The sequence below is a fragment of the Streptomyces sp. NBC_00322 genome (assembly GCF_036147535.1).
In the GTDB taxonomy this organism is placed as follows: Bacteria; Actinomycetota; Actinomycetes; order Streptomycetales; family Streptomycetaceae; genus Streptomyces.
Map to the genome: position 1 here is coordinate 3,382,777 of NZ_CP108019.1, position 25,125 is coordinate 3,407,901.

At 69.8% G+C, this 25,125-nt stretch carries 27 protein-coding genes; 13 read left to right on the forward strand and 14 right to left on the reverse strand.

Annotated features, from left to right (window positions below; translation table 11 throughout):
- Positions 1–138 precede the first annotated feature (138 nt).
- On the forward strand, positions 139–1,497 hold the full coding sequence (locus OG905_RS15090; protein ID WP_443043946.1) for a glycoside hydrolase family 18 protein: 1,359 nt from the start codon (positions 139–141) through the stop codon (positions 1,495–1,497).
- Positions 1,498–1,531: 34 nt separating this feature from the next.
- On the opposite strand, the gene OG905_RS15095 is transcribed toward OG905_RS15090, so the two are convergent.
- Together OG905_RS15095 and OG905_RS15100 are read right to left on the reverse strand one after the other, a co-directional pair.
- Positions 1,532–2,227 carry a DUF4190 domain-containing protein gene (locus OG905_RS15095; protein WP_328682354.1) on the reverse strand — a complete coding sequence of 232 codons (696 nt, stop codon included), beginning with the start codon at positions 2,225–2,227 and terminating at the stop codon, positions 1,532–1,534.
- A gap of 969 nt (positions 2,228–3,196) precedes the next feature.
- The gene (locus tag OG905_RS15100) at positions 3,197–4,771 is read right to left on the reverse strand and encodes a S8 family peptidase (protein ID WP_328669938.1); all 1,575 of its coding nucleotides are present in this window, start codon (positions 4,769–4,771) and stop codon (positions 3,197–3,199) included.
- A 191-nt stretch (positions 4,772–4,962) separates the two neighbouring features.
- On the opposite strand from OG905_RS15100, the gene OG905_RS15105 reads away from it, so the two are divergent.
- Complete coding sequence (locus tag OG905_RS15105; protein WP_328669940.1) at positions 4,963–6,066, forward strand: pyridoxal-phosphate dependent enzyme; 1,104 nt, start codon at positions 4,963–4,965, stop codon at positions 6,064–6,066.
- Here the strand turns inward: OG905_RS15105 and OG905_RS15110 are convergent.
- A complete protein-coding gene (locus OG905_RS15110; RefSeq protein ID WP_328669942.1) occupies positions 6,051–6,536 on the reverse strand; it encodes a cupin domain-containing protein in 486 nt (161 codons plus the stop codon). The two genes, OG905_RS15105 and OG905_RS15110, sit on opposite strands and share 16 nt — an antisense overlap.
- Positions 6,537–6,588: 52 nt before the next feature.
- On the opposite strand from OG905_RS15110, the gene OG905_RS15115 reads away from it, so the two are divergent.
- Positions 6,589–7,272, forward strand: coding sequence for a hypothetical protein (locus tag OG905_RS15115; RefSeq protein ID WP_328669944.1), 684 nt, complete (start codon positions 6,589–6,591; stop codon positions 7,270–7,272).
- Positions 7,273–7,284: 12 nt separating this feature from the next.
- On the opposite strand, the gene OG905_RS15120 is transcribed toward OG905_RS15115, so the two are convergent.
- Both OG905_RS15120 and OG905_RS15125 read right to left on the reverse strand, forming a co-directional pair.
- Positions 7,285–8,448: a thiolase family protein gene (locus tag OG905_RS15120; RefSeq protein WP_328682356.1), complete on the reverse strand. Its 1,164-nt coding sequence runs from the start codon at positions 8,446–8,448 to the stop codon at positions 7,285–7,287.
- A gap of 108 nt (positions 8,449–8,556) precedes the next feature.
- Positions 8,557–9,516 carry a GlxA family transcriptional regulator gene (locus OG905_RS15125; RefSeq protein WP_328669946.1) on the reverse strand — a complete coding sequence of 320 codons (960 nt, stop codon included), beginning with the start codon at positions 9,514–9,516 and terminating at the stop codon, positions 8,557–8,559.
- A 118-nt stretch (positions 9,517–9,634) separates the two neighbouring features.
- Here OG905_RS15125 and OG905_RS15130 point away from each other — a divergent pair, with 118 nt between their 5' ends.
- From OG905_RS15130 to OG905_RS15145, 4 genes are all read left to right on the forward strand, one after another.
- Positions 9,635–9,931, forward strand: a complete 297-nt coding sequence (locus OG905_RS15130; protein ID WP_328669948.1) for a putative quinol monooxygenase — start codon at positions 9,635–9,637, stop codon at positions 9,929–9,931.
- Positions 9,932–10,051: 120 nt separating this feature from the next.
- On the forward strand, positions 10,052–10,591 hold the full coding sequence (locus OG905_RS15135) for a PaaI family thioesterase (RefSeq protein WP_328669949.1): 540 nt from the start codon (positions 10,052–10,054) through the stop codon (positions 10,589–10,591).
- A gap of 18 nt (positions 10,592–10,609) precedes the next feature.
- Positions 10,610–10,936 (forward strand): DUF4326 domain-containing protein, encoded by a 327-nt coding sequence (locus OG905_RS15140; RefSeq protein WP_328669951.1) that lies wholly within the window; start codon positions 10,610–10,612, stop codon positions 10,934–10,936.
- A 90-nt stretch (positions 10,937–11,026) separates the two neighbouring features.
- Positions 11,027–11,476, forward strand: a complete 450-nt coding sequence (locus OG905_RS15145) for an SRPBCC family protein (protein ID WP_328669953.1) — start codon at positions 11,027–11,029, stop codon at positions 11,474–11,476.
- A 187-nt stretch (positions 11,477–11,663) separates the two neighbouring features.
- Here the strand turns inward: OG905_RS15145 and OG905_RS15150 are convergent, their stop codons facing one another.
- The 3 genes from OG905_RS15150 to ychF all read right to left on the reverse strand — a co-directional run bounded on the left by OG905_RS15150 (position 11,664) and on the right by ychF (position 13,484).
- Positions 11,664–11,918 (reverse strand): Txe/YoeB family addiction module toxin, encoded by a 255-nt coding sequence (locus OG905_RS15150; protein WP_328669954.1) that lies wholly within the window; start codon positions 11,916–11,918, stop codon positions 11,664–11,666.
- Entirely contained in the window at positions 11,915–12,196 is a 282-nt protein-coding gene (locus OG905_RS15155; RefSeq protein WP_328669957.1) for a type II toxin-antitoxin system Phd/YefM family antitoxin, read from the reverse strand. Before OG905_RS15155 ends, OG905_RS15150 begins: the two co-directional genes overlap by 4 nt.
- Before the next feature lie 199 nt (positions 12,197–12,395).
- The gene (ychF, locus tag OG905_RS15160) at positions 12,396–13,484 is read right to left on the reverse strand and encodes a redox-regulated ATPase YchF (RefSeq protein WP_328669959.1); all 1,089 of its coding nucleotides are present in this window, start codon (positions 13,482–13,484) and stop codon (positions 12,396–12,398) included.
- Between the two features lie 182 nt (positions 13,485–13,666).
- Here ychF and OG905_RS15165 point away from each other — a divergent pair, with 182 nt between their 5' ends.
- Complete coding sequence (locus OG905_RS15165; protein ID WP_328669961.1) at positions 13,667–14,248, forward strand: DUF6542 domain-containing protein; 582 nt, start codon at positions 13,667–13,669, stop codon at positions 14,246–14,248.
- Positions 14,249–14,396: 148 nt separating this feature from the next.
- Here OG905_RS15165 and ppgK read toward each other — a convergent pair whose 3' ends face one another.
- The gene (gene ppgK, locus OG905_RS15170; protein WP_328669964.1) at positions 14,397–15,137 is read right to left on the reverse strand and encodes a polyphosphate--glucose phosphotransferase; all 741 of its coding nucleotides are present in this window, start codon (positions 15,135–15,137) and stop codon (positions 14,397–14,399) included.
- Positions 15,138–15,167: 30 nt separating this feature from the next.
- On the reverse strand, positions 15,168–16,184 hold the full coding sequence (locus OG905_RS15175; protein ID WP_443043947.1) for a 4-hydroxy-3-methylbut-2-enyl diphosphate reductase: 1,017 nt from the start codon (positions 16,182–16,184) through the stop codon (positions 15,168–15,170).
- 96 nt (positions 16,185–16,280) lie between these two features.
- Here OG905_RS15175 and xseA point away from each other — a divergent pair, with 96 nt between their 5' ends.
- The 3 genes from xseA to OG905_RS15190 all read left to right on the forward strand — a co-directional run bounded on the left by xseA (position 16,281) and on the right by OG905_RS15190 (position 18,483).
- Complete coding sequence (gene xseA, locus OG905_RS15180; protein WP_328669967.1) at positions 16,281–17,489, forward strand: exodeoxyribonuclease VII large subunit; 1,209 nt, start codon at positions 16,281–16,283, stop codon at positions 17,487–17,489.
- A gap of 29 nt (positions 17,490–17,518) precedes the next feature.
- The gene (locus OG905_RS15185) at positions 17,519–17,761 is read left to right on the forward strand and encodes an exodeoxyribonuclease VII small subunit (protein ID WP_328669969.1); all 243 of its coding nucleotides are present in this window, start codon (positions 17,519–17,521) and stop codon (positions 17,759–17,761) included.
- Between the two features lie 131 nt (positions 17,762–17,892).
- Complete coding sequence (locus OG905_RS15190; RefSeq protein WP_328669972.1) at positions 17,893–18,483, forward strand: malonic semialdehyde reductase; 591 nt, start codon at positions 17,893–17,895, stop codon at positions 18,481–18,483.
- Between the two features lie 63 nt (positions 18,484–18,546).
- Here OG905_RS15190 and OG905_RS15195 read toward each other — a convergent pair whose 3' ends face one another.
- The gene (locus OG905_RS15195) at positions 18,547–19,062 is read right to left on the reverse strand and encodes a DUF4245 domain-containing protein (RefSeq protein WP_443044070.1); all 516 of its coding nucleotides are present in this window, start codon (positions 19,060–19,062) and stop codon (positions 18,547–18,549) included.
- Between the two features lie 132 nt (positions 19,063–19,194).
- Between OG905_RS15195 and glpX the strand changes: the two genes are divergently transcribed.
- The gene (gene glpX / locus OG905_RS15200; protein ID WP_328669976.1) at positions 19,195–20,226 is read left to right on the forward strand and encodes a class II fructose-bisphosphatase; all 1,032 of its coding nucleotides are present in this window, start codon (positions 19,195–19,197) and stop codon (positions 20,224–20,226) included.
- A 96-nt stretch (positions 20,227–20,322) separates the two neighbouring features.
- Here glpX and OG905_RS15205 read toward each other — a convergent pair whose 3' ends face one another.
- Together OG905_RS15205 and OG905_RS15210 are read right to left on the reverse strand one after the other, a co-directional pair.
- Entirely contained in the window at positions 20,323–20,676 is a 354-nt protein-coding gene (locus tag OG905_RS15205) for a WhiB family transcriptional regulator (RefSeq protein WP_328669977.1), read from the reverse strand.
- Between the two features lie 152 nt (positions 20,677–20,828).
- Entirely contained in the window at positions 20,829–21,485 is a 657-nt protein-coding gene (locus OG905_RS15210) for a DUF1707 SHOCT-like domain-containing protein (protein ID WP_328669980.1), read from the reverse strand.
- Positions 21,486–21,744: 259 nt separating this feature from the next.
- Between OG905_RS15210 and OG905_RS15215 the strand changes: the two genes are divergently transcribed.
- Positions 21,745–23,412, forward strand: coding sequence for a fumarate hydratase (locus OG905_RS15215; protein ID WP_328669982.1), 1,668 nt, complete (start codon positions 21,745–21,747; stop codon positions 23,410–23,412).
- Between the two features lie 163 nt (positions 23,413–23,575).
- Here the strand turns inward: OG905_RS15215 and OG905_RS15220 are convergent, their stop codons facing one another.
- The gene (locus tag OG905_RS15220) at positions 23,576–25,096 is read right to left on the reverse strand and encodes a ricin-type beta-trefoil lectin domain protein (RefSeq protein WP_328669985.1); all 1,521 of its coding nucleotides are present in this window, start codon (positions 25,094–25,096) and stop codon (positions 23,576–23,578) included.
- Positions 25,097–25,125: the final 29 nt, after the last annotated feature.

The following is a 25,125-nucleotide window of genomic DNA, read 5'->3' on the forward strand; positions in this document are numbered from 1 at the left end:
TGACAGACAGCAACAGCCTGGCAACCGTCGGTTGATGCCGCAAGCATGGGCCAGGGTTTCACTCGAAGTGATGAGTTGGGTTTAGGCAGGCACTTACCGCAGACATGGACGTCAATTCCGCCTCCACGCTTGACCTCAATGGTCCAGACCAATATGTTCCTGGCCATGCGTCGAAACTGCCGAAGATCCCTTGCCGGGGCGGCCGTTGCCGCCTGCTCCCTCTCCCTCCTCGCCGCGCTCGCGCCCAGCGCCTGGGCCCACGGGAACCACCACGAGGCGTACAAGCGCGTCGGCTACTTCACCCAATGGGGCATCTACGGCCGGGACTTCCAGGTCAAGGACATGGACACCAGCGGCCAGGCCGCCAAGCTCACCCACATCAACTACGCCTTCGGCAATGTGAGTTCTGACGGCAGATGCTTCACCGGCAACGTCCCCGGCGAGGCGGACGCCTGGGCCGACTACGCCCGCCCGCTGGACGCCGCCGATTCGGTGGACGGTGTCGCCGACACCCCCGAGCAGCCGCTCGCGGGCAACTTCAACCAGCTGCGCGAGCTCAAGGCCAAGCATCCCGGTCTCAAAGTGCTGATCTCACTGGGCGGCTGGAGCTGGTCCACCCACTTCTCCGACGCGGCCCGCACCCCCGCCTCCCGCAAGGCGTTCGTCTCCTCCTGCATCGACCTCTACATCAAGGGCAATCTGCCCGTCGACGGAGCACGCGGCGGAGCCGGCGCGGCGGCCGGGCTCTTCGACGGCGTCGACCTCGACTGGGAGTGGCCCGGCTCGGCGGGCGACACGGACACCGTCTACCGGCCTGAGGACAAGCAGAACTTCACGGCCCTCGTGCACGAGTTCCGTACCCAGCTCGACGCGTACGCGACCTCGCAGCGCGGCAAGCGCAAGCACTACGAGCTGAGCGCCTTCGTGCCGACCGCGCCTGCCAAGATCGACGCCGGGTTCGAAGTACGCAAGATCATGTGTGACCTGGACTTCGTGAACCTGCAGGGTTACGACTTCCATGTCTCGGGCGAGAAGACGACCGCTCAGCAGTCCGCCCTGTACGCACGCGGCGACTTCAGCGTCGACCAGACCGTCCGCGAGTGGCTGCGCCGGGGCGCGCCCGCCCGCAAGCTGGTGATGGGCATGCCCTTCTACGGCCAGGGCTGGACGGGGGTGACCGGCGGCGGCGACGGCCTCGGCCAGCCGGCGACGGCGCCCGCGCCGGCGACCTGGGCGGCGGGCTACGAGGACTACAAGGCCCTCAAGAAGCTCGCCGACTCGGGCACGTACACCCTCCACCGGGATCGGCGGAACGGACACGCGTGGCTCTTCGACGGCACCACCCTGTGGACGTACGACGACCCGCAGGTGCTGCGCGCCAAAACCTCGTACATCCGTGAACGGGGCCTCGGCGGGGCGATGTTCTGGTCGCTGGACGGAGACACCGAGGACGGCGAGCTGATGACCGCCGTCGACCGCGGGCTCTCACGCCACTAGTCCGGACGAGTCCGGCGCCCGGGCCGTCGGCGGCTCAGGCGCCGGACTCACCCGCCGACGGCGTGCTGCCGGGCCCTGCCCGCAGCGAGCCGGTGAGCTTGCCGTCGACTGCGGCGTAGGAGCAGGTCACCGTGTGGTCGCCCAGGCGCCAGCTCCTCTTGCTCGGCATGTAGTAGTACGTCGACGCGTTGTCGGGCACGGCGGAAGGGTCCGACACATAAGCGTCGTTCAGCTCGGTGCAGCGCTTCTCGGCGATCGGCTCGACCGCGGCCTCCCCGGGCCAGGCCCCGGACTGCTCCAGCTTGAACGAGCCGGTCACCTCGCCGTCGTGCGGCTTGGCGCAGTCGACGACCCTGACGCTCGCGGTCTCCCGCTCCAGCTCGGTGCCCGGGACGTTGAAACAGTCCCCCTTGCGCAGATCGAGCGTGCTCCGGGACCGGGCGGCCTCCTTGACGCCCTTCTTGAAACCGTCGAGGGCGTCGCTGATCCCCCCGGTGAGGAGACCTGCCAGCACCAGCGCGGTACTGATCCCGGAGAGGATGCTGCCCGCGATGGCCATGCCCTTGCCACGGTGGCCGTTCCGCTTGATCTGGGAGAGGGCGATCAGACCGAGGATCAGGCCGAGCGGGGGTATGCAGCACACGATCCCGACGACGAGGGATGTGATGGCGAGCCCGTTGACGGGGGGATTCGGGGGTCTGGCGGGGGCGTAGGGGGGCGGGGGGTACATGGCCACGGGTGGGGCTCCTCGTCGGGGTCTCACGGAGTGGTGCGAACGGGCGCGGATCCTATGCGACGGGGGTGGGGGGCGGAGGTTCGGGGTGCGCCCGTGCGGTGGGCGCGGACCGGTGGGGCCGTTGCGGGGGTGGGCCGCCGCGCGGGGCCTGTTCCCCACCCCGCCCCTTCCCGAACTGGGGGCTGCGCCCCCAGACCCCCGAGGAGGGGGAAGGTTAGTGGGGGCTGACGCCCCACACCCCCGGTGCTCCAGCGGCTTCGCCGCGGAGACGAGACCCGGGTCCGGGGCCGCCCCGGACCCCAGGCGAGGGCGGTGTGGGGGCTGACGCCCCCACACCCCTGGTGCTCCGGCGGCTTCGCCGCGGAGTGAAAGACGGGGGCCCACACCCCATTCGGCTGCTTCGCGCCGCCGTGGGGCGCTGGCGGTTGCTGCCCGTTGGGTGGCTTCGCGAACCCCCGCGCACCGCAACCCGCCCGGTGGGGAGGGGCCGTGAAGGGTCGTCCCCACGTTTCCAGCGTCCGTGGTGAGCGTGGGCCAGGGGGCGTTGATGGTTGCTGCCCGGTGGGTGGCTTCGCGGGCGAACCCCCGCGCAGCGCGACACCTCCCCGTGGGGAGGGGCCGTGAAGGGTCGTCCCCACGTTTCCAGCGTCCGTGGTGAACGTGGGCCAGGGGGCGTTGGTGGTTGCTCTCCGGTAGGTGGCTTCGCGGGCGAACCCCCGATTGGCGGCCAACACCGGATGCCCCTACGAACCCCTCATCGCCGCCGACGCCGAGGAGTCGAGCCCGTAGGAGACCCGGAACCCGCACCACACGGCACCGGCGCACCCCGGACCGCCCAGGCCCACGCCTCGCGGCGGACCCGCGCAGCGGACCCCCAAGCCCGAGCCACGGCCCCCCGCGCCAACGCCCGCAAAACGAAAGGGGCGGTCGCCGTCGCGGCCGCCCCTCCCGGCTACCCGGTGATCAGAACTGCAGCGCCCACGCGTCGATCTTGCCGACGTCGTACGCCGCGTTGTCGCTCACCCGCAGCTTCCACGTGCCGTTCGCGACCTCCGACGACGCGTTCACCGTGTACGTCGTGATCACGTTGTCCGAGCTGCCGCCCGCACCGTACGCCTTCAGGTTGTAGACCGAACCGTCCGGCGCGACCAGGTCGATGCGCAGGTCGCCGATGTACGTGTGCTTGATGTCCACCGGCACGCTCAGGCTCGCCGGCGCGTTGCCGGTGACTCCGCTGACCGTGACCGGCGACTCCACTGTGGCGAAGTCACTGATCGTGTAGTCCGCGGTGTTCTCGAACTTCGGCCCCGGCGGCTGCGTCGTGCCGCCGCCCACGTACAGCAGGCGGTTCGGCGAGCCCGTGCCCGGGTTGCCCACCACGCCGGTCGTCGCGGCCGTGGTCAGCGCCGAGGAGACCTGCGCCGGGGTCGCCGTCTTGTTCGCCGCGAGGTACAGCGCGGCCGCGCCGGTGACGTGCGGGGTCGCCATCGACGTGCCGGAGATCGTGTTCGTCGCCGTGTCGCTGGAGTTCCAGGCCGACGTGATCGACGAGCCCGGAGCGAAGATGTCCAGGATGCTGCCGTAGTTGGAGAAGCTGGAGCGCGCGTCCGAACTGGTCGTGGAGCCGACGGTGATGGCCTCGGCCACCCGCGCGGGCGAGTAGTTGGACGCGTTGGCGCCGTCGTTGCCCGCGGCGACCGCGTACGTGACGCCGGAGGCGATGGAGTTGCGTACCGCCGTGTCGAGCGCGGTGTCGACCCCGCCGCCGAGGCTCATGTTGGCGACGGCCGGCTTGACGGCGTTCTGCGTCACCCAGTCGATGCCCGCGACGACCTGCTCGGTCGTGCCCGAGCCGGAGTTGTCGAGCACGCGGACGCCGACGATCTTGGCCTTCTTGGCCACGCCGTAGGACGAGCCGGCGACGTTCGCGGCCACGTGGGTGCCGTGGCCGTTGCCGTCCTGCGCGGTGTTGTCGTTGTCGATGGCGTCATAGCCGTACGACGCCCGGCCGCCGAAGTCGGTGTGGGTGATCCGTACACCGGTGTCGATGATGTAGGCGGTCACCCCCTCGCCCGCGGTGTCCGGGTAGGTGTAGCTCTGGTTCAGGGGGAGGGCCTTCTGGTCGATCCGGTCCAGGCCCCAGGAAGGCGGGTTCGGCTGCGTGCCGGTCGCCTTGAAGACGCGGTTCTGCACGACGGAGGCAACAGCCGGGTCGGCGGCGAACTTCTTGGCCTGCGCCTCGGTGAGCTGGACGGAGTACCCGTTCAGCGCCGCGTTGTACGTCTTCCTGATCTTCGCGCCGTACTCCGCCGCGAGCGCCTTGCCGGCCTTGGAGCCGGCGTCGGGTGCCGATGCGTCGAGCGTGACGATGTAGCTGCCCGCGATCACTCCGGGCGCGCCCGCGTTCTGGATGACGCCTACGGGAGCCGACTCGGCCGCGGTGGCCGTGAGGGCGGATGCCACGCCCAGCGAGAGCGCGGCGGCGGCTATGACGCCGCCCGTGGCGAGTCTTCGACGCGAATTACGCATCACAGACATGTGAGGGGTCCTCCTCATTGGTGGTGCGCTGCTGTGGGGGAAACGACAGGTGCATGACAAGGTGGAACGGCTGAATTTCCCCTGCCCTTGTCCCGCCTGCCGAGCCAAAGATTGACCGATCCATAGGAATCACACAAGGGTCCGGGACGGTGCGTAACACATGCGCCACACAACTGCCATGCTGGCGGCCCATGAGCTCGTACAACTGCCCCGAATGCGGCACCCGCTCCCCCGTCGAGACGGCCAACTGGCGCTGCCCGAACTGCCGCAGCCCCTGGGACCTTGAGTTCACGCCATCGGCGATCAGCCTCAAGTCCCTGCCCGCCAGGGTCAATTCACTGTGGCGTTACGAGGAGGCACTGCCGCTCGCCGCACCGGCCGTTTCGCTCGGCGAGGGCCGCACCCCGCTGGTCGCACTCACCGAAACCGTCTCCGCCAAGCTCGACTTCCTGATGCCGACGCTCTCCTTCAAGGACCGGGGCGCGGTGATGCTGGCGGAGCTGGCCCGCCGTCTCGCACCCCGCCGGGTGATCGCCGACAGCAGCGGCAACGCGGGCACCGCGATCGCCGCGTACGGCGCACGCGCCGGTCTCGACTGCACGGTGTACGTCCCCGAGGACACCTCCGCCAAGAAGGTCGAGCAGATCCGGGCGCACGGCGCGCACCTCCAACTCGTCCCCGGTGACCGCGAGTCCACCGCGCAGGCGGCCCGCGCGGCAGCGGATGAACCCGGCACCTTCTACGCGAGCCACGTCTACAACCCGTACTTCCTGCACGGCACGAAGACGTACGTCTACGAGCTGTGGGAGGACCTCGGCGGCACGCTCCCGGACGCGATCGTCGTCCCCGTCGGCAACGGCACACTGCTGCTGGGCGCCGACCTCGCCATCGGCGAACTCCAGGCACACGGCCTGATCTCCGAGCGGCCCGCCCTCATCGCCGTACAGGCCGAGGCCGTCTCCCCCCTGGCCGCCGCCTTCCACGCCGGAGCCGACACGCTGCTCGACGAGCCCACGCCGCTCGCGCCGACGCTCGCCGAAGGCATCGCGATCCCCCGCCCGCCGCGGGCGAGGCAGATCCTGCGCGCCGTCCGCGCGTCCCGCGGCACCTTCCTGACGGTGACGGAGGACCAGATCCGGGCCGCGCAGCTGGACCTCGCCGCCCGCGGACTGTTCGTCGAGTCCACGGGCGTCGCGTGCTGGGCGGCCGCGGGCGCCTGGCGCGAGGGCACGGCCGTCGTCCCGCTCTGCGGCGCGGGCCTGAAGACGGGACTCGCGCCTCAGTCGGTCCAGTAGGTGTCGTGCTTGATGAAGAACTCCGCCTGCCGCTCGGGCGACCACTCGGTGGCGACCTCGGCGACCTTCTCGAAGTACTCCTCGCGCGGAGCGCCCGGCGTGAAGAGCAGCAGCATCGAGGCGAGCGCGTCGGAGTCGTTGCGGAAGGCGTGCAGTCCGCCCTGGGGTACATAGAGGAAGTCGCCCGCGGTGGCGTCGGTCCAGCTCTCGCCGTTGTAGAGCCGCACCGTCCCCTCGATGATGAAGAAGGACTCCGAGATCGACTTGTGGAAGTGCGTCTTCGGGCCGCCCGCCCGGGGCGCCATGTCCAGCCGGTAGAGCCCGAACTCCCCGCCCGTGGAGGCGGCGGTGGCCAGATAGTGCGTCTTGCTCCCGGTGCGGGAGCGCAGATCCGGCTCGGTGGCCGCGGGCCGGAACTCCGCGCTGATCTCGCCCTTGCCGTCGATGTATTTCGGGTCGGGGTACGACATGTCCCTCTCCTCCTCCTCAGTCCCGCGCCTGGGGGGATCAGCTTAGGGAGCCATGAGGTTGGATGAGGGCGTGAGTGTTCTCGATGTCGCCCGGAAGCTGCCCGCCGTCCCCGTCGTGCGTGACCTGTGCCGCTCGATCGCCATGCTGGAGGCGATCCTCAGCCCGGAGTGGGAGGACCGGCTCTACTCCTTCGACGCGCACTGGTCCTCGTCGGAGGAGATGGCCTCGATGCTGAACGGCTCGGGCGACGAGTACGCCATCGTCTTCTCGCCCGCCGGCGCGTTCGTCCGGGGCTTTTCCCACGAGTCCCCGATGAGCCCGTACGCCTCCGACGGACCGTGGCCCGGCGTGCTGGACGAGGTCCCTGAGGTCTTCCGCCCCTGCGTCCAGGAACCCGCCTTCACGGACGAGGACGGCATGCCCGTCGCGACGGCCTGTCTGTGGCGCGAGCCCGCCGACGACGGCTGGCGGACGGGGACGATCGACTTCCCCGAGGACTGCGAAGACGCGGACGGCGCCGGGGAGTTGTTCGCGATGCTGACCGCCGGGACCCCTTCGGCCTACCAGGAGTTCGCCGAGGACTACTACGAGGTGCCGGTCGACCTGGCTGCCGTACGCCATGTGTACGCGCTGCGCCCGCTGACCGCCGAGGTGGTCGCGGCGCTCAATCCCCATCTCACGCCGGCCGAACTCGGCGAGGACATCGCCTCGATCGGCTACCCGCAGCAGCCCTGACGAGCGCGCCGGTCAAAGTCTTTCGATGATGGTCGCGTTGGCCATTCCTCCGGCCTCGCACATCGTCTGCAGCCCGTACCGCCCTCCCCGGTCCTCCAGGTTGTGCAGCAGCGTCGTCATGATGCGCGCCCCGCTGCCGCCGAGCGGATGCCCGATCGCGATCGCGCCGCCGCGCACATTCAGCCTGTCCGCCTCCACACCGGTCTCCCGCTGCCAGGCCAGCACGACCGAGGCGAAGGCCTCGTTCACCTCGAACAAGTCGATGTCGCCGATCCCCAGCCCGGCCCTGGCAAGCACCTTCTCGGTCGCCGGCATGATCGCCGTCAGCATCAGCAGTGGATCGTCACCGACCACGGCGAAGGAGTGGAAGCGGGCCCGCGGGCGCAGCCCCAGCCGCTCCGCCACATCCGAGCCCATGATCAGCAGCGCCGCCGCGCCGTCGTTGACGGGTGAGCTGTTGCCCGCGGTGATCTGCCAGCCGATCTCGGGGAACCGCCGCTCCATGGCCGGGTCGTAGTACGCCGGCTTGAGCCCGCCCAGCACCTGGGCCGAGGTTTCCGGCCGTACGGACTCGTCCCGCTGCCCGGTCCAGGCGACCTCGCGGTCGAACTCCCCGCGCTCCCACGCGTCCGCGGCCCTGCGGTGCGACTGAAGCGCGAAGGCGTCCAGTTCCTCCCGGGAGATCCTCCAGCGGGCCGCGATCAGTTCCGCGCTGATTCCCTGCCCGACCAGACCTCCGGGATACCTCTCGCTCAGCCTCGGCCCGAAGGGGTCGCTGCCAGGGAGCACGTTGGACGCCATGGGCACCCGGGACATCGACTCCACGCCGCACGCGATCGCGATGTCGTACGCCCCGCTGATCACCCCCTGCGCCGCGATGTGCGCGGCCTGCTGGGACGAACCGCACTGCCGGTCCACCGTCACGCCCGGCACGCTCTCGGGGAACCCGGCGGCCAGCACGGCGTTGCGGGTGATGTTGAACGACTGGTCCCCGACCTGCGTGACGCAGCCGCCGATGACGTCGTCGACGAGTGCGGGATCGATCCCGGCCCGCTCCACCAGCGCCACGAGCGTGCGGGCCAGCAGGTCCACGGGGAGCTCGTCGTGCAGCGCCCCTGACGGCTTGCCCTTGCCGACCGGCGTACGAACCGCCTCGACGATCACCGCGTCCCGCACCACGACAACCTCCCCAAGCTATGGGTTTGAAATTCAAACCCTCCTGGTGCCAGCCTGCCCCGGCGAAGGTGGGTTGTCAATTCCAACCGAGGAGGCCCGGCGCGGGCATCAGCGGCCGCGCAGGGCGCCCGCCGTACTGCCCGTGCGCTCGCGCAGCAGGATCCGCAGCGTGTTCGCATGCTCGTAGCCGACCTTGCCGGCGATGGACTCCAGGGAGAGGTCGGTGGTCCGCAGCAGGTGCGAGGCATGCTCGACGCGCAGATCCTGGACGAAACGCACGGGAGAGGTGCCCAGTACGCGGCGCACGGTCCGCTGGAGAGTGCGCTCGCTGACGCCGAGCGAGCGCGCCGCGTCGACAATGCTGACCGGCTCGTCCAGACGCTGCCTGGCCCAGCGCTCGAAGGCGGCGACAAGCGGATCGCTCTGGGCAAGCGCGCTCGGAATGGTGTACGCCGACTGCGAGGGGCGCTCGTCGACGACCAGGTAGCGGGCGACGAGGCCGGCCAGGGCCGGGCTGCTCATCCGTACGATCGCCAGCGCCAGGTCGACGTGCCCGAAGGCCGCTCCCGCCGTCGTCACCCCGTCCGACGTGGTGACCATCGTGGTCTCGTCGATCGTCACGGCCGGGTAGCGCTGACGGAAGACCGGCGCCAGCCACCAGCTCGTGGTCGCCTTCCGGCCGTCGAGCACGCCCGACTCGGCCAGCAGGAAGGTTCCCGTGCAGGCCGAGGCGACGGGGGTGCCGCGCTCACGAGTCTCGGCGACCAGGTCCCGTACCGCCGCCGACGCGGGGCCCGAGACATGGGCGAGCAGGGCGTCCGGCCGCCGCTCGGCGAGTGCGGGCACCAGGAGGAGGTCGGCGCGCTTGGCGTCGGCGGCGGGCTCGGTGGTGACGATGTGCCCCGCGCCGGTGCGCACACGGCGGCGGAAACCGACGGTCGTGACCTGCCAGGCGGGCGGCGGGTGGGGAAGCTCACCGCGCATGGCGTTCGCCCCTTCGAGCACGTCGAGGATCGCCGAGAGTCCGGAGTCGAAGACCCCGTCGTAGACCAGCACCGATACATCCATGACGGAAACCGTATCCGACACGTCGTTTACGACACTGGGGCGGCGGGAGTGACCGGCCTACGGTTGGTGGTGTCCCCGACGACGAGGACACCGAAGCCGACCTACGGAGTGACTCACGATGAACATCGGCCTGCTGGCCCGCATCGAGGCCAAGCCCGAGTACGCCGACAAGGTGGAGGCGCTGCTGCGGGGCGCGCTCCAGCTCGCCCGCGAGGAGGAGCACACGGTCACCTGGTTCGCCTTCCGGGAGAGCGCCACGACCTTCGGCGTCTTCGACACCTTCGAGAACGAGGAGGGACGGACCGGTCATCTGCAGGGCCGGATCGCGGCGGCGCTGATGGAGGCGGCGGAGACGATGCTGAGTTCCGCCCCCGACATCCGTCCTGTGGACCTGCTGGCGGTCAAGCTTCCCTGAGCCCGTTCTCCCGGTCCGGCGGGCCACGATCCGCCTGTCCGCTGTCCGGCGGCGCCGGGGCGAGACCGCCCCGGCGTCGACGAGTTCCATCCCCCGAGATCCCCCTGAGGAGACGTCATCATGACGCGGCTCACGAGCAGGCCCGCCACGGGCGACACCAGCGCGACCCGCTCGCGCACCCACACCTGGGAGCCGCCGAGGAGCCTCGCGGAGGCCGGCAATCGCTCCGGCCTGGAGCTCCTCCGTCTCATCCTGGACGGCGAGGTCCCGCAGGCCCCGTTCAGCAGCACAGTGGGATTCCGGCTCGTGGAGGCCACCGAGGGCCGCGCGGTCTTCGAGGGCGAGCCCGATGAGCATCTGCTGAACCCGATGGGCAGCGTCCACGGCGGTTTCCTGGCCACACTGCTCGACTCGGCGCTCGGCAGCGCGGTGATGACGACCCTCCCTGCGGGCCGCGGCTACACCACCATCCAGCTGGGAGTGAACCTGGTCCGCCCGGTGTACGCGGACACCCAGCCGCTGCGCTGCGAAGGCACCGTCATCCACACCGGCCGCACGACCGCGACCGCCGAGGCGCGGGTGACCGGCAGAGACGACGGCAAGCTGTACGCCCACGGCACGACGACCTGCGCGGTCTTCGCGTTGCCGGGCGACGCCTGAGGACGGAGGATCCAGCCCATGGACCGGACGACGGTCGTCAACCTCAAGGGCCACCGCGACGACCCCGAGTACGCGGACGTGGTCTACGTGGGCCGCGCGATGCACCGCGGCGGCTGGCACCTCGACGCCTCTCCCCTGGCCAGCCCCTTCCGCCCGGGTCCGGACGGCACCCGCGAGGAGGTCGTCGAGAAGTACCGCGCGTATCTGCTCTCGCGCCCCGACCTGCTGACCCGGCTCCCCGCCCTGCGCGGGCACCGCCTCGGCTGCTGGTGCGTCCCGGAACGCTGCCACGCGGAGGTGCTGGCGGAACTGGCCGACGCGGCGGGGCCGGGCGAGGGTCGCTGACTCCGCGGGGGGCTCGGGCTCGGGTTCGGGTTCTGGTGCGGGGGTCACCGGGGTGGGATATTTGTGGCAGAACCTCACACAGGAGGCGAAATGTCCACCATCAAGGAGAGCGTAGACATCGCCCGTCCACCCGAGGATGTCTACTCCTACGTGACTGACCCCTCCCACCTCACCGAGTGGCAGGAAAGCGCCGTATCCGTACAGCCCCTCGGCGACGCCCCGATGGGCGTGGGGTCCCGGATGGTCGTGACCCGGCGCCTCGGGCGCCGGACGTTCCCGATGACCATGGAGGTGACCGAGTTCGACCCTCCCCGCAGCTGGCACATGCACGGTGTTGACGGGCCCGTCAGGGGCGACGTCCACGGCACGATCGAGCCCCTCGGCGACGGCGAGCGGTCACGCCTGACGCTCGACCTCGACTTCGAGGCCCACGGGATGGGCAAGCTGCTGGTGCCGCTGGTCGTGCGCCCGCAGGCACGGAAGGAGATGCCGAAGAACGAGCAGACGCTCAAGGGCCTGCTCGAAAGCGGAGCCGCGTAGGGCCTCAGGGGCCTCCACGGACCCACGGACATGACGAAGGGGGCGGGCCCCGACGGACCCGCCCCCTTCGCGCCGCGTCACACTTTGAAGCGGAACGTGTGGCACAGAGATGCGACCTCGAGAGGGTCCGTCCCAGCGCCAATCCCAGCACGGTAGCCGCATGCCAGCACAACCGAACGCGCTGCGATCAGTAGTGGTAGCGGGCGGCAAGGATGACGATCTCCTTGTCCGTGACCAGGTAGACGAGGCGGTGCTCGTCGTCGATCCGCCGGGACCATGCTCCGGGCAAGTGGTATTTCAGCTGCTCGGGCTTGCCGATCCCCGTGAAGGGATCACGCTTGACGTCCTCGATGAGCTTGTTGATCCGAGCGAGCATCTTGCGGTCGTTCTTGAGCCAGGACGTGTAGTCCTCCCAGCCCTGGTCCTCGAAGACAAGCCTCACGCGGCCCCCGCAGCAGCGTCCGTCGCATCCGGATCGATCAGTTCACGCTCCGACACGTTGATGTTGCCCAGGGCGTTCTCGTATGCCTTTAGCAGTCGGCGGGCGTTCGCTGGGGAGCGCAGAAGGTACGAGCCTTCGCGCAGTGCCGCATAGTCCTCGGCCGAGACAAGCACGGCATTGCCGTGCTTGGAGACGATCTCGATGGCCTCGTGATCGTCGTTGACCTTCTTGATCAGCGGAAAGAGGGCCTTGCGGGCTTCGCTCGCAGTTATCGACACGGGCTAACTCCCTACATCAAGTGGTACCAAATAACGTACCACTATCAGTCGCCTCGCGCGCAACCAAAAAAGTGACACACCGTTAGGAAGCCCCGCACCATCCCGGCACGGAAAACAGCCAGGGGTCGACTCGCGGACGAGCCGACCCCATGTGACCTGCATGTTTACTGAGCCGCCGACGTGGTGTTACTTCATCCGCTCAGACGTTGAAGCGGAACTCCACCACGTCGCCGTCCTGCATCACGTAGTCCTTGCCTTCCATCCGCGCCTTGCCCTTCGCGCGGGCCTCCGCCACCGAGCCCATCTCCACAAGGTCGGCGAAGGAGATCACCTCGGCCTTGATGAAGCCCTTCTGGAAGTCGGTGTGGATCACACCGGCCGCCTCGGGAGCCGTCGCGCCCTTCTTGATCGTCCAGGCGCGGGTCTCCTTCGGGCCCGCCGTCAGATACGTCTGGAGGCCCAGGGTGTCGAAGCCGACGCGGCCCAGCGTCGCCAGGCCCGGCTCTTCCTGGCCCATCGACTGGAGCAGTTCCAGCGCCTCGTCGTCCTCGAGCTCGATCAGCTCGGACTCGATCTTGGCGTTCAGGAAGATCGCCTCGGCGGGGGCGACCAGCGCGCGCTGCTCGTTCTTGAAGTCCTCGTCGACCAGCTCGTCCTCGTCGACGTTGAAGACGTAGAGGAAGGGCTTGGTGGTCAGCAGATGCAGCTCGTGCAGCAGGCGGCCCCTCTCCGTGCCGGCGGTGATGCCCGCGGCGAAGAGCGTCGTCCCGGCCTCGAGGATCTTCTGCGCCTCCTCGACCGCGGCCAGGACCGCGACCTTGTCCTTCTGGAGGCGGGACTCCTTCGTCAGGCGGGGCAGCGCCTTCTCGACCGACTGGAGGTCCGCCAGGATCAGCTCGGTGTTGATCGTCTCGATGTCGTCCTTCGGCGAGACCTTGCCGTCGACGTGGACGACGTTCTCGTCCTTGAAGGCGCGGATGACCTGGCAGATCGCGTCGGACTCACGGATGTTCGCGAGGAACTTGTTGCCCAGGCCCTCGCCCTCGCTCGCGCCGCGCACGATGCCCGCGATGTCGACGAAGTCCACCGTCGCCGGAAGGATCCGCTGCGAGCCGAAGATGTCGGCCAGCTTGGCGAGGCGGGCGTCCGGGACGCCGACGACGCCGACGTTCGGCTCGATCGTGGCGAACGGGTAGTTGGCCGCCAGCACGTCGTTCTTGGTCAGGGCGTTGAACAGGGTCGACTTGCCGACATTCGGCAGGCCGACGATTCCGATCGAGAGCGACACGTTGGCGACTTCCTGAAGTGAGGACTGGCTGTTGGCCTACGACCCAGGTGGGCCGATCCCTCAGTTTACGGGCGGGTGGGGCCGGGCAGCGACGGTGGCCGGGAGTCGAACTCAACGCCAAGGTCACCCAAAGCGCGTGTCTCATGCCTGCTTCCTCCCTGGATGCGACCTACGTTGTTCGGGTGGAGCAGCACAGGACAAGTCACCCTCGGGGCCGACAGCGACCGCAGCCCCCTCTTTCCCCGCAGAGCCCCCTCGCCCCGCAGGGCGCGCTGGCCGATGGCCCCGCCGTGTACCGGGTCGCCACCCGGCCCGCGCGGACCGCGCCCCCCGTCGTGCTCGCCCTGCGCAGACTGCCCAATCCTCGGCTGACCGGCATCGGCGGCGGGCTCTTCGGGGCCGCGGCGATGTTTGTGCTCGGCTGCCTGGACGAGCTGCTGTTCGGCGGTGCCGCGGTGGTGTACGGGCTGCTGTTCCTGCCGGTCAGCGCGCTGACCGCGCTGTGGGTGCGGGAGGCCGACCTGGTCACCGCGCCGATCAGCGTCCCGATCGCCTTCGCGGTCGGGGTCGTGCCGATCTCCGGCGGGACCGGGGGCATCGGCGGGCAGACGATGGCCGTGATCACCTCGCTCGCGGTGCACGCCGGATGGCTGTACGGCGGCACGCTGGTCGCGGGCCTCATCACGTGCGTACGGAAGGTACGGGTGATGAGTCGCCGCCGGCGGCGCAACAGCCGCCCCGGGGGCCCGCCCCGCAGCCGCTGATCCGTTTCCAGCCTTCGTGGCGCACCTGGGCCGGGGGCGCTGGTGGTTGCTGTCCGGTGGTGGGCTTCGCGGGCGAACCCCCGCTTTCCAGCGTTCGTGGTGCACCCGGGCCGGGGGACGGCGGCCCGGGCGGCCCCGGGCTCGGCCGCTACCCTCCGGCCGCCGCCATCGCCGCGCCCACGATGCCCGCGTTGTTCTGCAGTTCCGCCGGGACGATCTCCGCTCTGATCCCCTTGATCAGCGGCACGAACTTGTCCGCCTTGCGGCTCACCCCGCCGCCGATGATGAACAGCTCCGGAGAGAACAGCATCTCCACATGCTGCAGATACTTCTGCACCCGGTGCGCCCAGTGGTGCCAGCTCAGGCCCTCGTCGTCCTTGGCCCTCGTCGACGCGTTTTTCTCGGCGTCGTGGCCGTGCAGCTCCAGGTGGCCCAGCTCGGTGTTGGGGACCAGACGGCCGTCGATGAAGACCGCGCTGCCGATGCCCGTGCCGAAGGTCAGCAGCATCACCGTGCCCTTGCGGCCGCGGCCCGCGCCGAAGGTCATCTCCGCGATGCCCGCCGCGTCAGCGTCGTTGAGGATCGTCACCGGAAGGCCGCCGAGTCGGTCGCCCAGCAGCGTGGCGGCGTCCACGTCGACCCAGCCCTTGTCGACGTTGGCCGCGGTGCGGGTGATCCCGCTCGTGACGACGCCGGGGAAGGTGATGCCGACGGGGCCCGCCCAGTCGAACTGGCTCACCACCTCGGCGACGCCGTCCGCCACCGCGTCGGGTGTCGACGGGTGTGGGGTCAGAACTTTGTGGCGCTCCTGCGCCAGTTTGCCGCGCTCAAGGTCCACAGGTGCGCCCTTGATGCCGGATCCGCCGATGTCCACTCCGAACACGTTCATGGACACAACGTTACGGGCAGCCGCTGACAGTCACTCCCCGGACGCCTGCCCGGACGGCCGGCCCGACAGTTCCGCCGCCTCCGCGCGCAGATCCCTGCGCAGCTCCTTCGGCAGCGAGAAGGTGATCGACTCCTCCGCCGCCTTGACGATCTCGACATCCTCGAAGCCGCGCTGCGACAGCCACTCCAGGACTCCCTCGACCAGCACCTCGGGCACCGAGGCACCGGAGGTGAGGCCGACCGTGGAGACGCCCTCCAGCCAGGCCTCGTCGATCTCGTCGGCGAAGTCCACCAGGTGGGCGGCGCGCGCGCCCGCGCCCAGCGCCACCTCGACCAGCCGGACGGAGTTCGAGGAGTTCTTGGAGCCGACCACGATGACCAGGTCCGCCTCGGCGCCCATCTGCTTGACGGCGATCTGGCGGTTCTGCGTGGCGTAGCAGATGTCGTCGCTCGGCGGCGAGATCAGCTGGGGGAACTTCGTCTTGAGGGCGTCGACCGTCTCCATCGTCTCGTCGACCGAGAGCGTGGTCTGGGAGAGCCAGACGACCTTCGACTCGTCGCGTACGGAGACGTTCGCGACGTCCTCGGGGCCGTCCACGAGCGTGATGTGCTCGGGTGCCTCGCCGGAGGTGCCGATGACTTCCTCGTGGCCGTCGTGGCCGATCAGCAGGATGTCGTAGTCCTCGTTGGCGAAGCGGACGGCTTCCTTGTGGACCTTGGTCACCAGCGGGCAGGTCGCGTCGATGGTCGCGAGCCTGCGCTGCGCCGCCTCCTCGTGGACGACCGGCGCCACGCCGTGCGCGGAGAACATGACGATCGACCCCTCGGGGACCTCCGCCGTCTCCTCGACGAAGATCGCGCCCTTCTTCTCCAGGGTCTGTACGACGTACTTGTTGTGGACGATCTCGTGGCGGACGTAGATCGGCGACCCGTACTGCTCAAGGGCCTTCTCGACGGCGATCACGGCACGGTCCACGCCCGCGCAGTAGCCACGGGGAGCGGCGAGCAGGACGCGTCGGGCGGCAGTCGTAGCAGTCATGCCCCCCATCGTAAGGCCGCGTCGAAGAGGCAAGAGATCACCCGCCGCGGCAAGACCGCGCCTGTGGCGGCGGCGTTGTCGTACGCGGCCGATACGCTCGCCCGTATGGCTCTCAACACGTCCGCGGAAGCTCCTCTGCCGGTCGGCGAGGTGTCACGGCTCATCGGCGGGTGGATCGACCGGCTCGGCGCGGTCTGGGTGGAAGGGCAGATCACCCAGCTGTCGCGACGGCCGGGCGCCGGCGTCGTCTTCATGACGCTGCGCGATCCCTCGTACGACATCTCGGTGGGCGTCACCTGCTTCCGGCAGGTCTTCGACGCTGTCGCCGACGTGGTGGCGGAGGGTGCGCGCGTCGTCGTGTACGCCAAGCCGGAGTGGTACGCGCCTCGGGGGCAGCTGTCGCTGCGTGCCGTGGAGATAAGGCCGGTCGGGATCGGTGAACTGCTGGCGCGCCTGGAGCAGTTGAAGCGGACCCTGGGCGCGGAGGGGCTGTTCGCCCTCGACCGCAAGAAGGCACTGCCGTTCCTGCCGCACCGGGTGGGTCTGGTGTGCGGTCGGGCGTCCGCGGCCGAGCGTGACGTACTGGAGGTGGCGCGGCGCAGATGGCCCGCCGTCCGCTTCGAGGTGCGCAATGTCGCGGTGCAGGGTGTGCACGCGGTGGCCCAGGTCGTGCAGGCGGTCAAGGAGCTGGACGAGCTCCGGGACGTGGACGTGATCATCGTGGCGCGGGGCGGCGGCAGCGTGGAGGATCTGCTGCCGTTCTCGGACGAGCAGTTGGTGCGGGCGGTGTCCGAGTGCCGCACACCGGTGGTGTCGGCGATCGGGCACGAGCCGGACTCGCCGCTGCTCGACCTGGTGGCGGACCTGCGTGCGTCCACGCCGACGGACGCGGCGAAGAAGGTCGTCCCGGACGTGGGCGAGGAGATGGACCGGGTGCGGCAGCTCCGCGACCGCGCGCTGCGCACGGTGCGGGGGCTGATCGACCGCGAGGAGCGCGGTCTCGCCCATGCGCTGGCCCGCCCGTCGATGGAGCATCCGCACCGGATGGTGGACGAGCGCGAGGCGGAGGTCGACGCCCTGGTCGCCCGTAGCCGCCGGGTGCTGGGGCATCTCCTGGACCGCGCGGACTCGGAGCTGGCGCACACCCGGGCGCGCGTGGTCTCGCTGTCCCCGGCTGCGACGCTGGAGCGGGGGTACGCGGTGCTTCAGCGCACGGACGGCGCGGTGGTCCGCTCGCCTGAGGAGGTCACAGCGGGCGACGAGCTGAGGGCGCGGGTCGCGGAGGGCGAGTTCGCGGTACGGGTGTCCGAGTGAGTACGAACGGGGCGAATAGGGTGGGCGGCATGGCAGCCAAGACGGAAGAGAGCACGCTCGGCTACGAGCAGGCGCGGGACGAGCTGATCGAGGTCGTACGCCGCCTGGAGGCGGGTGGCACGACGCTCGAGGAGTCGCTGGCTCTGTGGGAGCGCGGCGAGGAGCTGGCGAAGGTCTGCCGCCACTGGCTGGAGGGCGCCCGCGCGCGCCTCGACGCGGCACTGTCCGAGGGTGAGGACCAGGACGCAGCGGCCGGTGACACCGAGGACTGAGCAGGTCAGGGGCCACCCGGACCGGTCTCCGGTGTGAGGCGGGTCACCATCGGGCTGTAGTTGAAATTTAATCTACTGGGGTGCGGTTGGACCGGGCGTCAACATCTGCACGCCCCGGAAGGTACGCCCCCATGACGCTCGCCCTTGACTCCGCCGCCCAGGACCTCCTGTTCCGCGAGGCCCGCACCGCCAACACGTTCACCGACGAGCCGGTGACCGAGGAGCAGGTCCAGGCCATCTACGACCTCGTGAAGTACGGCCCGACCGCGTTCAACCAGAGCCCGCTGCGCGTCGTCCTCGTCCGCTCCGAGGAGGCCCGCGAGCGTCTGGTCCAGCACATGGCCGAGGGCAACCGGGCGAAGACCGCGTCCGCCCCGCTGGTCGCGATCCTGGCCGCCGACAACGAGTTCCACGAGGAGCTTCCGGCCCTGTTCCCGGCCTTCCCGCAGGCCAAGGACATGTTCTTCGCGGAGCGCCCGGTCCGCGAGCAGGCCGCCGGCTTCAACGCCGCACTGCAGGCCGCGTACTTCATCGTCGGCGTCCGCGCCGCTGGTCTGGCCGCGGGCCCGATGACCGGCTTCGACTTCGCGGGCGTCCAGAAGGAGTTCCTGGACGGTGACCACACCCCGCTGATGATCGTCAACATCGGCAGGCCGGGCGAGGACGCCTCGTTCCCGCGCTCGCCGCGCCTGGCGTACGACGAGGTCGTCACCACCGTCTGAGCCGTCGCACGAAAAGGCCGCCGCACCCCGCTCCGGGGTGCGGCGGCCTTTGCCGTACGCCCGTCAGGTCTTCTTGGACTCCAGCGCGGCGGCGAAGTACGCCAGCCGCTCGTCGGACGCCGTGCCCGTCACGACCGTCGTCGAGCCCTTGTCCTCGCGCACCAGCGCGTCGTACTTCGGGCCCTCCCAGCGCTGCCACGTCACGCCCGCGATCTGCTGGGTGCGGCCCGTCTTCGTGGCCTGCTGGCTGACCTGCGGGATGTACTTCCCGGCGGGGGCAGTGGACTGCTCCACGGCGACGTACTCGCCATCCGGGTCCAGGAAGCCCAGGTGCCAGGCGTCGCCGTCGGCTCCCTTGTACGAGACGGAGGTCGGCTTCCACTCCTTGGTCAGGCCCTGCGGGGCCGCCACCGGATACGGCGCCGCGCGCCGTGCCGTCAGCAGCTCGACGCGGTAGTCGACCGCCTTGATCGGGTCCGCCTTCTCGTCGTGCGGAATGAATACATAGATCACTGCGACGACGGCGCCGATCACCGCCATCGACAGCACCATGTCGCGCACCGTCTGTCTGCCTCGCATACCTGCCACGCCCCCATCGTCGCATCAAGGGTGCGTGCTCAAACGTGGCCCCCTCTGCTCAATTTGTCGACGTACGGATAGAGTCGCATCACCCTCTTTTCCGGCCGTCGTCGTACAGAAAGGTGCGCTCCGATGACCGAGCATTCTCTCCCGTCCCAGCTCGAGGTCTCCCCCGAGGCCCCCGACCGCAACCTCGCCCTTGAGCTCGTCCGGGTCACCGAGGCCGCCGCCATGGCCGCGGGCCGGTGGGTCGGCCGCGGCGACAAGAACGGCGCGGACGGCGCGGCAGTCCGGGCCATGCGGACCCTTGTCGCCACCGTTTCGATGAACGGCGTCGTCGTCATCGGCGAGGGCGAGAAGGACGAAGCCCCGATGCTGTACAACGGCGAGCGGATCGGCGACGGCACCGGCGCCGAGGTCGACATCGCCGTGGACCCGATCGACGGCACCACCCTGAACGCGAAGGGCATGCCCAACGCCATCGCCGTCCTGGCCGCCGCCGACCGCGGCACCATGTTCGACCCGTCCGCGGTCTTCTACATGGACAAGCTCGTCGTCGGCCCGGAAGCGGCCGACTTCGTCGACATCACCGCCCCGCCGTCGGTCAACATCCGCCGGGTTGCCAAGGCCAAGAGCATGTCCCCCGAGGACGTCACTGTCGTCATCCTGGACCGCCCCCGCCACGAGGGCATCGTCAAGGAGATCCGCGAGACCGGCGCGCGCATCAAGTTCATCTCGGACGGCGATGTCGCGGGCTCGGTCATGGCCGTACGCGAGGGCACGGGCGTCGACATGCTGATGGGCATCGGCGGCACGCCCGAGGGCATCATCTCCGCCTGCGCCATCAAGTGTCTCGGCGGCACGATCCAGGGCAAGCTCTGGCCCAAGGACGACGCCGAGCGGCAGCGGGCGCTCGACGCCGGGCACGACCTGGACCGGGTGCTGCACACGAACGACCTGGTCAGCGGCGAGAACGTGTTCTTCGTCGCCACCGGCATCACGGACGGCGAACTGCTGCGCGGCGTTCACTACCGCGCGGAGACCGCCACGACGTCCTCGCTCGTGATGCGCTCCAAGTCCGGCACGATCCGGCGGATCGACTCGACGCACCGGCTGTCCAAGCTCCGTGCGTACAGCGCGATCGACTTCGACCGCGCGAAGTAGTACGCGCGACGGAGCGGCAGACACGGGAAGGGGCGCCCCATGTGCGGTGGGGCGCCCCTTCCCGTATGTACGCGTCTCAGGCGGAGTTCGCCCGGATCAGGCCGCCGACGCCGGCTTCTTCAGCTCGACCTCGCGCCGCCTGCGACGGGCCAGCACCACACGGCGCTCGGCGGCCGTCAGTCCGCCCCACACTCCGTACGGCTCGGGCTGGAGCAGCGCGTGCTCCCGGCACTCGACCATCACCGGACAGCGGGCGCAGACCCGCTTCGCAGCCTCCTCCCGCGACAGCCGCGCGGCCGTCGGCTCCTTCGACGGGGCGAAGAACAGTCCGGCCTCGTCCCGGCGGCACACCGCCTCCGCGTGCCAGGGTCCGGCCTGATCTTCCCGAGCGGGAATCCGCTGGGGCGGAAGGGCGGTCACCTGCAAGGACTGATGCGGCAGTTGCAGCACGGTCTACTCCTGACGACGGCTTCGCGAGCGAGAGACGATGCAGCACTCCCTACCCGCTGTGCGCACGCCTATTCACTGAGTGGCACTGAGTTCCGGGGTACGGAATTGCGGGATGGGCGCTCGCGGCCGGAAAGCGCTCCGGGGCGGAGCCGTCAGCCGAGGTGTTTGCGCAGGCGGTCATGGAGATCGGCGATGAACCGGCCCCGCTTCGGCTTGGCTTCGACATTGCCGAAAACCGAATACCCGTTGACGACGACGACCGGGGCCTCGGGGTCGGCGGCCTCCAGGGTGAGCACCTCGAAGTTGCCGAAGAAACCGGTGCCGCTGCCGCGCAGCGAGATGTTCTCGGGGACGCGGATCTCGACATTGCCGAAAATGGAGGTCGCGTTGATCACGGTCAGCCGCTGCCCGAACAGCGCCTCGGTGAGATCGATCTCGATGGTGCCGAAGAGCGAGAAGGCGTTGGTCCGGCGGCCGACGCGCCAGCGGCCCTTGCGGGTGGAGCTGGAGAAGACGGCGACCAGATTCTCGGCCGGTCCGGCGGGCTCGTCGGGCCCGTAGGCGTACGCGGGCGAATCGGGGCGCTTACGGGTCGCGGGCAAGTCCCGGACGAGCGGCTCGAGTTCGCCGAGCGTCTTGGCGCGGTAGACGGCGTCGATCCGCTCGGAGTGCTCCTCGGCGTCCAGCCGGCCCTCGGCCAGGGCATCCCTGAGGATGTCCGCGATCCGGTCGCGGTCGGCATCGGAGGCACGGATGGCGTCGCCGGGCTCGGCGGGGGCCGGCTTCTGGGAGTGCTTGTCGAGGTCCACGGATTCAGCGTAGCGAAACGCGATAGATCGCGACTAGGGAGTGTGTTCAAAGTAGCGTCGTCCGCCCGAAGGGCGGGCCAGGCAGCCGGGACTTCGAAGACACGACCTGGGACCCTGCCCGGGGTCGGGCGCGCCGCCTACCGCCGGGGCTCCGGGTGAGCCTTACCTCACAGACCGCGGCAGCGAACCGCGTTCTACGCTGGAGGGCGCGCTGCCAATGGAGGCCGCGTCGCTGTCTGCCGAGTGAGGAATGGCCGTAATGCCAGAGTTTGCGTACTCCGATCTGCTCCCGCTGGGAGAGGACGCCACGCCCTACCGGCTGGTGACCGCCGAGGGAGTCTCCACCTTCGAGGCCGACGGCCGTACGTTCCTCAAGGTCGAGCCGGAGGCGCTGCGCAAGCTCGCCGCCGAGGCCATGCACGACATCTCGCACTATCTGCGGCCCGCCCACCTCGCGCAGCTGCGCCGCATCATCGACGACCCGGAGGCCTCCTCCAACGACAAGTTCGTCGCGCTCGACCTGCTCAAGAACGCCAACATCGCCGCCGCGGGCGTGCTCCCGATGTGCCAGGACACCGGCACGGCAATCGTCATGGGCAAGCGCGGGCAGAACGTCCTGACGCAGGGCGGCGACGAGGAAGCACTCTCCCGCGGCATCTACGACGCGTACACCAAGCTCAACCTGCGGTACTCGCAGATGGCTCCGCTCACCATGTGGGAGGAGAAGAACACCGGCTCCAACCTTCCCGCCCAGATCGAGCTGTACGCCACCGACGGCGGCGCGTACAAGTTCCTCTTCATGGCAAAGGGTGGCGGCTCCGCCAACAAGTCCTTCCTCTACCAGGAGACCAAGGCGGTCCTGAACGAGGCCTCCATGATGAAGTTCCTGGAGGAGAAGATCCGCTCGCTCGGCACGGCCGCGTGCCCGCCGTACCACCTGGCCATCGTCGTCGGCGGTACGAGCGCCGAATTCGCCCTGAAGACCGCGAAGTACGCCTCCGCGCACTACCTCGACGAGCTGCCCGCCGAGGGCTCCCCCACCGGCCACGGCTTCCGCGACAAGGAGCTGGAGGAGAAGGTCTTCGAGCTCACCCAGAAGATCGGCATCGGCGCGCAGTTCGGCGGCAAGTACTTCTGCCACGACGTGCGCGTGGTCCGGCTGCCGCGGCACGGTGCCTCGCTGCCCGTCGCGATCGCCGTCTCCTGTTCGGCCGACCGCCAGGCCACCGCGAAGATCACCGCGGAGGGCGTGTTCCTGGAACAGCTGGAGACCGACCCGGCGCGCTTCCTGCCGGACACGACGGACGAGCACCTGGACGAGGCGGGAGACGTCGTGCGCGTCGACCTCAACCGGCCGATGGACGAGGTGCTCGCCGAGCTCACCAAGTACCCGGTCAAGACCCGGCTCTCGCTGACCGGCCCGCTGGTCGTGGCGCGCGACATCGCGCACGCCAAGATCAAGGAACGCCTCGACGCGGGCGAGGAGATGCCGCAGTACCTGAAGGACCACCCCGTCTACTACGCCGGTCCCGCGAAGACGCCCGAGGGCTACGCGTCCGGCTCCTTCGGCCCGACGACGGCGGGCCGTATGGACTCCTACGTCGAGCAGTTCCAGGCGGCGGGCGGCTCGAAGGTCATGCTCGCCAAGGGCAACCGCTCCAAGCAGGTCACCGACGCGTGCGGGGCGCACGGCGGCTTCTACCTCGGCTCGATCGGCGGGCCCGCGGCGCGGCTGGCGCAGGACTGCATCAAGAAGGTCGAGGTCGTGGAGTACGAGGAGCTGGGGATGGAGGCGGTGTGGAGGATCGAGGTGGAGGACTTCCCGGCGTTCATCGTGGTGGACGACAAGGGGAACGACTTCTTCACTGAGCCGGCGCCGGCGCCGACGTTCACGTCGATCCCGGTGCGGGGGCCGGGGCTGGCGTAACGCCTGCGGCGGGCCTTGTCCCCTACCCGCCCCTTCCCGAATCGGGGCTCCGCCCCGAACCCCGTACGCCCTTCGGGCGTGTCCTCAATCTCCGGACGGGCTGATATTCAGCCCCGCCGGCGATTGAGGCGCGGGGGTCCGGGGGCGGAGCCCCCAGACAGCCTCAGTCGAAGCGCTGGTTCGGCGCGCCCGTGCACGGCTGCAACCGCACCGCATCCCGCGCCGCCGCCACCGTCAGGCACAGCCCAGTCGCCGACGCCGGCCGCACCGTCCCGCCCGTGCGGACGAACTGCTGGTTCGCGCCGCCGTGGCAGTTCCACACGATCGCCGCCGTACCGGCCGTATAGCTGCCGCCGGGGACGTCCAGGCACCTGTCCTGCGTCAGCTCCGTGTGCAGTGATCTGCGCGCCTCGTCGTACCACCATCCCTGGTTGCGCCCGCCGTGGCAGTCCCAGCCCACGACGCCGGTCCCGTTGCGGCTCACCGCACCCGCGACGTCCACGCACGTGCCCGTCGCCTCGTTCCTCAGCGGCCTGTACGCGTCGTCCCACGCCCCCGCGTACAGCGCGGGCTTTCCGCTGGACGCGACGTCAGCGCAACTCGCCTCGCGCAGACCCGAGTTGTAGAGCTGGGTCAGGCAGGACGCGAAGGCCGCGTGCCCGCGCACATTGGGGTGGAAGGACTGGCGGACCGAATTGGAGTCCGGCGGGAAGGGGTTGGAGAGGTCGATGTACAGTCCGCGCGCCCAGGTGTCCTCCATGCAGACCTCATGGCCGTGGAAGAGCCGGGAGTTGTCCAGGTAGACCGCTCCCGTGGACTGCGCCACCCTGCGCATGCCGCGTTCGAAGGCGGGGACGGCCGTGTTGCGGCCCCAGACGGTGTCGGAGTCGTAGCCCATGCCGCCGCAGATCAGCTTGCCGGGGAAGCCGGGGTTGTCTCGGAAGTCCGGGCCGATGGGGCTCGGGTAGCCCATGACGACCAGTTTGTAGTCGCCGTCGGCGTAGCCGGCGTCGTGCATCACGGTGCGCAGGTCGCGCACCGTCTGCTCGACCTTGGGGACGAGCCCGTCGACGCGGGCCTGCCAGCCGGGGGCGTACTTCGGCTCGCAGGGGCCCTGGATCAGCACATAGCGCGTGACGCAGTCGGTCATCACCGGACCGAACTGCAGGTCGTCGTTGGCTCCGGCCACCAACAGCACCATCTTGATACGGGTGTTGCGCGCCTTGATCGCGAGGTTGTCGCTCTGGACCAGCTCGTCGGCGTACTGCTTCGAGCCGCCGATCCTGATGTTGCCGGTGTACGCGCCGGAGCAGGAGACGTTGTATGTGACGTCCGCCGCGATGCCCGTACGGTGGATGGCGGCGTCGGGGGAACGATGGCACCAGTTGTCGGGGCCGTTGGTGCCGGGTTCGTACGTGCCGACGCCCTCGCCGGAGATCTCGCTGTCGCCGAGCGAGATCAGGCCGGTCCTGCGCTCGGCGTGCGGGCGTTCGGCGGGGCTGCCGTAGAGCTTGACGGCCTCGGCCGCGCGGATGGACTCCAGCTCGGGCGGGAGCGGTACGGACAAGGCCACTCGCGTCTCGTCGGCAGCGGCCCGAGCGGTGGTGGTCATCCCGCCAAGTCCGGCCGCCAGTGCGGCCGCGGCCGCGACCGTACAGCGAAGTCTTCGTCTCGTGCGCCTCATTGCGCCTCCCCGGTTTGTCGTTGACTGGG